At 66.1% G+C, this 10,601-nt stretch carries 7 protein-coding genes; 3 read left to right on the forward strand and 4 right to left on the reverse strand.

What is annotated here, in order from left to right; all coding sequences use genetic code 11:
• The first annotated feature begins 155 nt into the window (after positions 1-155).
• Positions 156-1,136: a cation diffusion facilitator family transporter gene (locus N7590_RS15595; RefSeq protein WP_164241368.1), complete on the forward strand. Its 981-nt coding sequence runs from the start codon at positions 156-158 to the stop codon at positions 1,134-1,136.
• Positions 1,137-1,174: 38 nt separating this feature from the next.
• On the opposite strand, the gene nfi is transcribed toward N7590_RS15595, so the two are convergent.
• The gene (gene nfi, locus N7590_RS15600; RefSeq protein ID WP_164241367.1) at positions 1,175-1,849 is read right to left on the reverse strand and encodes a deoxyribonuclease V; all 675 of its coding nucleotides are present in this window, start codon (positions 1,847-1,849) and stop codon (positions 1,175-1,177) included.
• Between the two features lie 94 nt (positions 1,850-1,943).
• Between nfi and gpmA the strand changes: the two genes are divergently transcribed.
• The gene (gpmA, locus tag N7590_RS15605) at positions 1,944-2,693 is read left to right on the forward strand and encodes a 2,3-diphosphoglycerate-dependent phosphoglycerate mutase (RefSeq protein ID WP_053511913.1); all 750 of its coding nucleotides are present in this window, start codon (positions 1,944-1,946) and stop codon (positions 2,691-2,693) included.
• Between the two features lie 30 nt (positions 2,694-2,723).
• Here the strand turns inward: gpmA and N7590_RS15610 are convergent, their stop codons facing one another.
• The gene (locus N7590_RS15610; protein WP_164241366.1) at positions 2,724-3,749 is read right to left on the reverse strand and encodes a hypothetical protein; all 1,026 of its coding nucleotides are present in this window, start codon (positions 3,747-3,749) and stop codon (positions 2,724-2,726) included.
• Between the two features lie 206 nt (positions 3,750-3,955).
• Between N7590_RS15610 and N7590_RS15615 the strand changes: the two genes are divergently transcribed.
• A complete protein-coding gene (locus N7590_RS15615) occupies positions 3,956-6,049 on the forward strand; it encodes a M13 family metallopeptidase (RefSeq protein ID WP_164241365.1) in 2,094 nt (697 codons plus the stop codon).
• A gap of 402 nt (positions 6,050-6,451) precedes the next feature.
• Here N7590_RS15615 and N7590_RS15620 read toward each other — a convergent pair whose 3' ends face one another.
• Both N7590_RS15620 and mfd read right to left on the reverse strand, forming a co-directional pair.
• The gene (locus N7590_RS15620) at positions 6,452-7,069 is read right to left on the reverse strand and encodes an HD domain-containing phosphohydrolase (protein ID WP_164241364.1); all 618 of its coding nucleotides are present in this window, start codon (positions 7,067-7,069) and stop codon (positions 6,452-6,454) included.
• Positions 7,070-7,113: 44 nt separating this feature from the next.
• Entirely contained in the window at positions 7,114-10,578 is a 3,465-nt protein-coding gene (mfd, locus tag N7590_RS15625) for a transcription-repair coupling factor (RefSeq protein WP_164241363.1), read from the reverse strand.
• Positions 10,579-10,601: the final 23 nt, after the last annotated feature.

Consider the following 10,601-nt stretch of genomic DNA (forward strand, 5'->3'; position numbering starts at 1 on the left):
TGATCGCCGGGGCGGGCCTGGCGCCACCGGACGGGCTCCGGTAGCGCCGGGCCCGGCCCGGTGAGGGACCGCGTGGCCTGCAATGTTATAAACACCGTGATAGTTTCCCCACGCACGCACGCGTAGCCTGCGTCCATCGCAAAGGAGCTGTTGCCATGGGCCACGACCACGATCACCTGCCATCCGAGATCCGCCACGAGAAACCCCTGTGGTGGGCGCTCGGCCTGACCTCCACCTTCCTCGTCGTCGAAGTGGTGGGCGCGTTCTGGACCAACAGCCTGGCGCTGTTGTCCGATGCCGCGCACATGGCCACCGACGCACTGGCGCTGATGATCGCGCTGGTGGCGGTGCGACTGAGCCGGCGCCCGCCGGATGCACGGCGCACCTACGGCTATGCACGCCTGGAAGCGCTGGGCGCGATGATCAACGGCGCGATGCTGTTCGTGGTCGCCGCCTACATCCTGTGGGAGGCGGTGGGACGTTTCCGCGAGCCGCAGGAGATCGCTTCCTCCGGCATGCTGGTGATCGCCGCCGCGGGCCTCATCATCAACCTGATCTCGATGCGCCTGCTGCAGGCCGGCAGCGGCGAGAGCCTCAACGTGAAGGGCGCCTACCTGGAAGTGTGGGCGGACATGCTGGGCTCGGTGGCGGTGATCGCCGGCGCGTTGTTGATCAAGTGGACCGGCTGGAAGCCGATCGACCCGATCCTGGCCGTGCTGATCGGCCTGTGGGTACTGCCGCGCACCTACGTGCTGATGCGCGAGGCGATCAACGTGCTGCTGGAAGGCGTGCCCAAGGGCATGGACGTGGCCAAGGTGCGCGACAGCCTGTCCGGCCACGCGGCCGTGCTGGACGTGCATGACCTGCACGTGTGGGCGCTGGCTTCCAGCACGCCGGCACTGACCGCGCACATCGTGATGCGCGACGGCACCGATGCCGATGTGCTGCGCCGTGAACTGGGTGGCCGCCTGCACGATGACTTCGGCATCGAGCATGTGACGCTGCAGATCGAGGCGGACCACTGCGGCGAAGCCTGTGGCGAACCGGCGCCGGCCAAGGGCGGCGAGCACGAGGGCCATGAGGGCCACGACCACGGCGAGGACGCGCAGGGCCATCGCGGCCACGTGCATCGTTGATCGAAGATGATGCGCGTGCCGGGAGATGCCCGGCGCAGCTATTCGTCCCGGCGCGAGGCCAGCCGATCCGCCAACCGGGTCGGCTCCGGCAGGCGGTAGCCACGCAGTGTGCGCTGCACCCAGTCCAGCGCGGTATCCGCGCTGACCCGATGGCCGCCGGCCACGAACAACGGCTTGCAGCGCACCTTGCTGCGCAGTACCCAGCCCAGTTGTTCATTGCCGTCCAGCAGCGGCGTATGCGCGCCGGCCTCGGCGCCCGGTTCGACGAAGCGGCCCACCAGTTTCGACTTGGCCACGCCGATGCTTGGCAGGTCGGTGACCACGCCCAGGTGGGCGGCGATGCCCAACCGGCGCGGATGGCTGATGCCGTGGCCATCGACGAACACCAGGTCGGGCGCGTGCGGCAGCAAGGCCAGCGTCGCCAGCAGCGCGGGCAATTCGCGGAAGCTGAGCAGGCCGGGGATGTAGGGCATCACCGTGGGAATGCGCGCGATCTCCTGCGCGACAGGCCGTAGCGTCGTTGCGTCCAGCAGTACCGCGGCCGCGCGGGTGGTGGCGCCGTCATCCTCGAAGCCGACATCCAGCCCGGCCAGCCAGCGCACGTTGCGGGGCAGCCGGTCCTGGCGTTCCACCCGGCCGACCAGCTGAAGCTGCTGCGCGCGGGCGGCACTGACGCTGCCTTCCCAGCGCCCGGGATCGATCATCGTATTCATTGGCCACAGCATCGCATGCGCGGCGCCACGGTCCGGTGAGCAGCGCCCGGGGCTACAATGGGCGCCTGCCTTTCCTCGCATTGGAGACCCTGCAGTGACCCGTAAACTCGTACTGTTGCGCCATGGCCAGAGCCAGTGGAACCTGGACAACCGCTTCACCGGCTGGGTCGATGTCGACCTCACCGAGCAGGGGCGCCGGGAAGCGGCCGCCGCCGGCCGCCTGATGCGCGAGGAAGGCCTGCAGTTCGATGTCGCCCACACCTCCGTGCTCAAGCGTGCCATCCACACCCTGCAGGGTGCGCTGGCCGAGCTGGAACAGGACTGGCTGCCGGTGAACAAGTCCTGGCGCCTCAATGAGCGCCACTACGGCGGCCTGCAGGGCCTGGACAAGGCCGAGACCGCCGCCAAGCACGGCGAGGAGCAGGTCAAGGTGTGGCGTCGTTCGTACGACATCCCGCCGCCGCCGATGGAGCTGGAAGATCCGGGCCACCCGATCCATGACCGCCGCTACGCGGGCCTGGACCACAATGCGCTGCCGGGCACCGAATCGCTGGCAACCACCCTGGACCGCGTGCTGCCGTACTGGCACGACGCCATCGCGCCGCAGCTGAAGGACGGCAAGACCGTGCTGGTCACCGCCCACGGCAACTCGCTGCGCGCGCTGTACAAGTACCTCAACAACGTCTCGCGCGAGGAAATCCTCGAGCTGAACATTCCGACTGGCATCCCGCTGCTGTTCGAACTGAACGACGACCTGACGGTGAAGTCGTTCCGCTACCTGGGCGACCCGGAAGCGGCGCGCAAGGCCGCTGAAGCCGTAGCCAACCAGGGCAAGGCGAAATAAAGAAGAAGGCCGGCGCAAGCCGGCCTTTCTTTATCTGGATCGCTGCTCATTGGAATCGGAGTTCTGGCCGGTGGCCTTCTGTTCCTGAAGGTCGAGAATGAAGGCAGCTGCCGAAATTGGGGGCGGTGAGGCCAATCCATAGATCCATTTCGAGGCCTTCAAATAGGTTCCGATCCCGAGAAAATCGATGACTACATCAACGAAGATTGAGGTGAGTCCCTTAACCACGCGGGATTGATCGGCCTGTCCCCTGATTGCCTTTGCCGTGGCATCGCGAATTTCGGCGGTCACATCGAGGTAGCTTCTCGCCGCATCCTCAATGTTCTTGGCCGCAATATAGCGACGGAACTGCTTGGTATAATCATTGGTGGCAATGTGATCGAAAATCATGGGGTCAGGCCCCTGGATTGACACGCAGTTATCGACCATTGCATTGATTACAAAGCTTCCGGTCCTTGCCTTTGTGTTGTCGTCCTGGGTTGGGTGGAACTGTGTTGGGAATCGCTTGGCAAAAAGCTCCTGCGAGAAGGAGTTCAATGAAAGCGTGATGGGGAGCGATTTCTCAAGCGCCTTGTGAATTGCGATATCAGTTGCGAGGGTTGCAGGAGAGTTGGAATTGGCAATGCAATGGACGCCGAGAATGTCAAGAGGGCGCGTGTGATTGTCGATTCTTCGGCCTTTGGAATTCCACCAGTATGCTCCGGCATTTTCTGCTCTCGGCCAATACTCATCAAAGTTCCGACTGATCACCTCGCGCATGCTGTCATCCCCGTAGTCCGGAGGAAGTTTCAGCGCGCTCCTTACGTCTTCCTGTACATGAGTGGGTTGCTTGTCGATCTCTTGGTCCAGATAGCGGATGCTTGGGTGCCCGCGCAGGGATTGCGGGCAGAGGCTTTCGCAAAGGAACCAGATTTCGTCATAGAACACTGTCAGTGCTAACGAATTTTCAAGGATTGGATTCGGAGCGCCTACGCCATCATTCCTTGTCTGGCTCGCTGTATTCTGGTAGTCGTAGAACGTCGGGCCGCTGAGGCCGATGAATATCCTGGACGTCATTGTTGCCCTCCTGGCAGATTACCCGCGTGGCGTGTTGGTGGCGGTAGTTGTATAGAAACTGCAGCTCCTGCAATTTGCACAAGGCGCCATCTGACGTCAATGCGCGTGGCCGACATTGTGTGGCACCCGGGATTGGGTGTGACCTTTGGCGGTCCCCGTCCGACGTGTCTGGGGCTACCCTGTGAAATTACCCGCAGGAGAGCCTCATGAACGTCCGCAATCTGGTCCCGCTGGGCCTGACGATCGCCATCGCCGCCTCGCTGGCTGCCTGTGGCAAGAATGAATCCGCGCCGGCCGCCACCGCCGATGCCAAGCCGGCCTTCGATCAGTCGCAGATCAAGACGCCGCTGATCTCGCTCAACAGCGCCGATCTGGACCCGGCCATTTCGGCCTGTACCGACCTCAATGGCTTCGTCAACAGCAAGTGGCTGAAGGCCAACCCGGTGCCGGGCGACCAGACTACCTGGGGCAGCTTCGAGATCCTGCGCGAGCGCTCGCTGGAAGTGCAGCACGCGCTGGTACAGCAGGCCGCCGCCAGCCAGGCCAAGGCCGGTTCGGTGGAAGCCAAGATCGGTGACATCTGGAAGACCGGCAACGACGAAGCGAAGATCGAAGCCGCCGGCCTGGCGCCGCTGCAGCCGACGCTCGACAAGATCGGCGCGCTGAACGACACCGCCGCCATCACCCAGTACCTGCGCGACAGCCAGGCCGAGGGCAAGGGCGTGCTGTTCTCGCTGTTTGCCAACGCCGATTACAAGGATTCGGCCAACGTCATCGCCTATGTTGGCCAGGGCGGCCTGGGCCTGCCGGAGAAGGGCTACTACTTCGATGACGCCCAGGCCAAGATCCGCGACGCCTACGTGGCCTACATCGCGCAGGTGCTGACCCTGTCCGGCGTGGATGCTGCGCAGGCGGCCGAGCAGGCCAAGGCCGTGATGGCCTTCGAAACCCGCCTGGCCAAGGCCTCGATGTCGCGCATCGAAATGCGTGACCCGGCCAAGCGCTACAACCCGCTCAGCGCCGCCGACGCCGACAGGCTGACCCCGAACTTCAGCTGGACCGCGCTGTTCGACACCCTGAAGGTGCCGGCCGCGCAGAAATTCTCGCTGGCCCAGCCGGGTTTCTTCGGTGAAATGGACAAGATGCTGGCCGACGTGCCAGCCAGCACCTGGCAGGCCTACCTGCGCTTCCACACCATCGACGACGCCTCGCCGTACCTGAGCAGCCAGTTCGAGAAGGCCAACTTCGATTTCTACGGCACCACCCTGCGTGGCCAGAAGGAGATGCAGCCGCGCTGGAAGCGCGTGCTGGAATCGGTGAACGGTGGCATGGGTGAAGCCATGGGCCAGCTGTACGTCGACGCCGTGTTCCCGGCCGAATCGAAGGTCGCCATGCAGCACCTGGTGGAAAACCTGTCGCAGGCGCTGAAGGCGCGCCTGGAGCAGCTGCCGTGGATGGGCGAAGAGACCAAGAAGAAGGCACTGGAAAAGTGGGCCAGCTTCACCCCGAAGATCGGCTACCCCGACAAGTGGCGTGACTGGGCCGGCCTGCAGACCAACGGTGACAGCTACCTGGGCAACATGCAGGCGGCACGTGCGTTCAACTACCGCTACATGCTGGACAAGATCGGCAAGCCGGTGGACAAGACCGAGTGGGGCATGACTCCGCAGACGGTCAACGCCTACTACAACGCCACCAAGAACGAGATCGTGTTCCCGGCGGCGATCCTGCAGGCGCCGTTCTTCGACGCCAAGGCCGATCCGGCGCTGAACTACGGCGGCATCGGCGCGGTCATCGGCCACGAGATGATGCACGGCTACGATGACTCGGGCAGCCAGTTCGCCGCCAACGGCAACTTCGACAACTGGTGGACCGACGGTGACCGCAAGGCCTTCACCGAGCGTACCGACCAGTTGGTCGCGCAGTTCGACGGCTACGAGTCGGTGCCGGGCGTGTTCGTGAAGGGCAAGCTGACCCTGGGCGAGAACATCGGCGACCTGGGCGGCCTGACCGTGGCCTACGACGCGCTGCAGATGGCGCTGAAGGAAGACCCGAAGGCGAATGTCGACGTCGATGGCCACAGCCAGGACCAGCGCTTCTTCATGAACTGGGCCACCGTGTGGCGTCGCAATTTCACTGATGGTGAACTGCGCGTGCGTCTGAACACCGATCCGCACGCCCCGGCGAACTTCCGTGCCAACGGTGCGCCGTCGAACATGCCGTCCTTCGCTGCCGCGTTCCAGTGCAAGGCCGGCGACGCGATGGTGCGTGCCGACGACAAGCGCGTGGTGATCTGGTAATCGATCGCACGTGATGCGTATTGCGAAAGGCCCGGCGAAAGCCGGGCCTTTTGTTTGCCGGCCCGGTGGCGCCGGATCGGTAGAGTCGACCGTTGGTCGACTATCGCGCGCAGCGCGGGATGTTCGCGATCTGGACGAAGGGCAGTCGACCAACCGGCCCGACGAAACCCGCTTGGTAGAGTCGACCGTTGGTCGACTATCGCGCGCAGCGCGGGATGTTCGCGATCTGGACGAAGGGCAGCCGACCAACCGGCCCGACGAAACCCGCTTGGTAGAGTCGACCGTTGGTCGACTATGGCGCGCAGCGCGGGATGTTCGCGATCTGGACGAAGGGCAGTCGACTAACAGTCGACTCTACCGGTGCGTCGGCGGGCGCGTCAGTTCATGCCCGGCGGCAGGCAGTTACGCCAGCGCTGGCTCCTGCGCCAGCAGGCGATGGAAGCGCTGCAGCACGTAAGGATCGACCAGGCCACCGGATTGGTTCTCGATGATGCCCAGCGCAGCCTCGCGCGCCATCGCGGCACGATAGGGACGCACGCTGGTCATCGCATCGTAGGCATCGGCGATGGTGACGATACGCGCGCCCAGCGGAATGCTCTCGCCGCGCAGGCCATCGGGATAGCCGCTGCCATCGAAGGCTTCGTGGTGGGCTCGGATCAGCCGTGCGACCGGTGCCGCATCGCTGCGCCCGGTGGCCAGGAAGATATGCTCGCCGCGCACCGGGTGCTCACGCATGATCGCGCGCTCTTCGTCGGTGTGCCGGCGCGGGGCCAGCAGCACGTCGTCGGGAATGCCGATCTTGCCGATGTCGTGAAAGCGGGCGGCCAGGCCGATCTGTTCGCAGGCCTCGGTGTCGAGGTCGCAGTGCGCGGCCAGGCGCTGCGCGAGCAGGCCGACACGGTCGCAATGGTGGCGGGTGTAGGCGTCGCGCATCTGCAGCGACATCGAGAGGGCATCGATCAGGCAGGCCTGCGCGTGCAGCAGGTCGGGGGCGGGTACGGCGTCAGGAAACATGGGCATCCACCCGCACCGGGTGGGGACCGGTGCGGGGTATTCGGGGGCGATCAACCCGGGGCGAGGGTGGTCAGGAGGGCGCGGGCCGCGTTGAAGCGGTCTTCCGGCAACGGCAGCGGATGCTTGATGCGCAGCTTGTCGGGCCCTTCCATGGCGTAGAGGTTCGGTTGCTTCTGGATCAGCTGGATCACCGCCATCGGGTCGATGTTCGGCTTGGACTCGAACACGATGCGGCCACCGTTCTCGCCCAGGTCCAGCTTGCGGATGCCGAGCGTGTTGGCCTTCAGCTTCAGCTCGGCGATGGCGAACAGGTGCTTGGCCGCATCCGGCAGCAGGCCGAATCGGTCGATCATCTCCACCTGCAGCTCGCGTAGTGCATCGCTGTCGCGTGCGCTGGAGATGCGCTTGTACAGGGTCAGGCGGGTGTGCACGTCCGGCAGGTAGTCTTCCGGAATCAGCGCCGGCACATGCAGCTCGACTTCTGCGCCGCGCACTTCCTCGCCGGCATCCAGGTCGGGAAGCTTGCCCTGCTTGATGCTGCGGACCGCGCGTTCCAGCAGTTCGGTGTACAGGCTGAAGCCGACCTCGGCCATCTGTCCGCTCTGGTCCTCGCCCAGCAGTTCGCCGGCACCGCGGATCTCCAGATCGTGCGTGGCCAGGGTGAAGCCGGCGCCGAGTTCGTCCATCGAGGCGATCGCTTCCAGGCGCTTTTCCGCATCCGGGGTGATCGAACGACGATCGGGTGCCACCAGGTAGGCGTAGGCGCGATGGTGCGAACGACCGACACGGCCGCGCAGCTGATGCAGCTGGGCCAGGCCGAAGCGGTCGGCGCGGTTGATGATGATGGTGTTGGCGTTGGGGATGTCGATGCCCGACTCGATGATCGTGGTCGACAGCAGCACGTTGAAGCGCTGCTTCTGGAAATCCAGCATCACCTTTTCCAGCTCGCGCTCGGGCATCTGGCCGTGGGCGATGCCGATGCGCGCCTCCGGCACCAGCTCGGACAGCTCGCGCTGCATGCGGCCGATGCTCTCCACGTCGTTGTGCAGGAAGTACAGCTGGCCGCCGCGCGCCAGCTCGCGCTGGAAGGCTTCGCGCAGCAGCGCGTTGTCCCACTGCGTGATGAAGGTCTGCACCGCCAGCCGGTTCGGCGGCGGGGTGGCGATGATCGAGAGGTCACGCAGGCCGGCCATGGCCATGTTCAAGGTGCGCGGGATCGGCGTGGCGGTCAGGGTCAGCAGGTGCACGTTGGCGCGCAGCGCCTTCAATGCTTCCTTCTGGCGCACGCCGAAACGCTGTTCCTCGTCGACGATGACCATGCCCAGGTCCTTGAACTTCACGTCCGGCTGCAGCAGGCGGTGGGTGCCGACGATGACGTCGATGGTGCCGGCGGCGACCTTCTCCAGTTCGGCCTTGATTTCCTTGCTGGTCTTGAAGCGCGACAGCACTTCGACCTTCATCGGGTAGTCGGCGAAGCGGTCGCGGAAATTGCGGAAATGCTGTTCGGCCAGCAGCGTGGTCGGCACCAGCACGGCCACCTGCTTGCCAGCGCTGGCGGCGGCGAAGGCGGCGCGCACGGCCACCTCGGTCTTGCCGAAGCCGACGTCGCCGCAGACCACGCGGTCCATCGGCTGGCTGCTGGCCAGGTCGCGCAGGGTGGCGTCGATCGCGGCCAGCTGGTCCGGGGTCTCCTCGAACGGGAAACCGGCCGCGAACGGTTCGTACATCGCGCGGTCCACCTGCAGTGCCAGGCCGGCACGCGCCTGGCGGCGGGCCTGGATCTCCAGCAGTTCGGCGGCCACGTCGCGCACCTTCTCGGCGGCCTTGCGCTTGGCCTTGCTCCACTGCTCGCCGCCGAGCGAATGCAGCGGCGCGGTTTCCGCAGATGCACCGGAATAGCGACTGATCAGGTGCAGCTGGGCCACCGGCACATACAGGCGGTCGCCCTTGGCGTATTCGATTTCGAGGAACTCGCCGGGCATGCCGCCGACGTCCATCGCGATCAGGCCACGGTAGCGGCCCACGCCATGGTCCTCGTGCACGATCGGTGCGCCTTCGGTCAGCTCGCCGAGGTCGCGGATGATCGCTTCCGGCTCGCGGCCGGCACGGCGCGTGCGGCGGGTGCTGCCGGCGCGCTCGGGGAACAGCTGGCGCTCGGTCAGCACCGCGATGCGCGGATCGTCCAGCGCGAAGCCGTCTTCCAGCGGCGCCACCGCGATCGCGAAGCGCGCGTCGTCGGCGAGGAAGCTGGGCAGGTCGGCCACCACCGGTGGCTTCAGCTCGGCGGCCTGCAGCACTTCCAGCAGGGCTTCACGGCGGCCCGGCGAATCGGCGGCGATCAGCACGCGGCCCGGGTAGTGGCCGAGGAAGGACTTCAGTGCATCACCGGCCGGTGCCTCGCGCGCAGCCACCGGCAGCGGCGGCAACGGCTGGTCGCCCAGCGCGTGCGCATCGGCGATGCGTGCGTGGTCGGCCGACCACACTTCGATGCGCGGTGCATCGTTCAGGCGCTCGCGCAGCAGTTCCGGCGACAGGTACAGCGCCGACGGCGGCAGCAGCGGGCGCTCCACATCATGGCGGCGCTGTTCGTAGCGCTCGCCGGTCTGTGCCCAGAACGTCTCGGCGGCTTCACCGGCACCGGCACAGACCACCGGCAGGCTGCCGCTGGGCAGGTAATCGAACAGGGTCGCGGTGCGCTCGAAGAACAGCGGCAGGTAGTACTCGACGCCGGCCGGGGCCAGCCCGGACTTCAGGTCCTGGTACAGCGCGCTGCGCCGGGTATCGACATCGAAGCGCTCGCGCAGCGTGGCCAGCACGCGGGCGATGCTGGCCTCGTCCATCGGCACTTCGCGGCCGGGCAGCATGTGCACGGCCTCGACCTTGTCCAGCGAGCGCTGGCTTTCCGGGTCGAACGCGCGGATCGAGTCGATGTCCTCGTCCAGCAGCTCTACCCGCAGGGGCTCGTCGGCCCCCATCGGGAACACGTCGAGCAGGCCACCGCGCACGGCGAAGTCGCCCGGGTCCATCACCTGCGGCACGTTACGGTAGCCGGCGCTTTCCAGGCGGCGCTTCTCGGCCTCCAGATCCAGGCGCTGGCCGACCTTCAGGTCGAAGCTGCCGCCGATCACGTAGCTGCGTGGCGCCAGCTGCTGCAGCAGGGTCTGCACCGGCACGATCACCAGGCCGCGCTTCAGCGCAGGCAGGCGGTGCAGGGCGGCCAGGCGCTGCGAGATGATGTCCGGATGCGGGCTGAAGCGGTCGTAGGGCAGGGTTTCCCAGTCCGGGAAGGCGACCACCGGCAGGGCCGGGTCGCCGCCAAGCAGGGTCTGCAGGTCGGCTTCGAGCTGGTTGGCACCGTGGTTGTCACGGGCGATCACCAGCAGCGGGGCGTCGTGCGCACGCGCGGCCTGGGCCAGGTACCAGGCCAGGGCGGTCGGCGATGCGGGGGCGCGCCACCAGGCGCGGAGCTGGCCGGCGCGCGGCAGCGGCGGGGCGGGGTATGAGGTACGCGACATGGACCCCGGATTTTAGCAGAAGC

The organism is Stenotrophomonas sp. GD04024 (assembly GCF_029837545.1).
Classification (GTDB): Bacteria; Pseudomonadota; Gammaproteobacteria; order Xanthomonadales; family Xanthomonadaceae; genus Stenotrophomonas; species Stenotrophomonas forensis.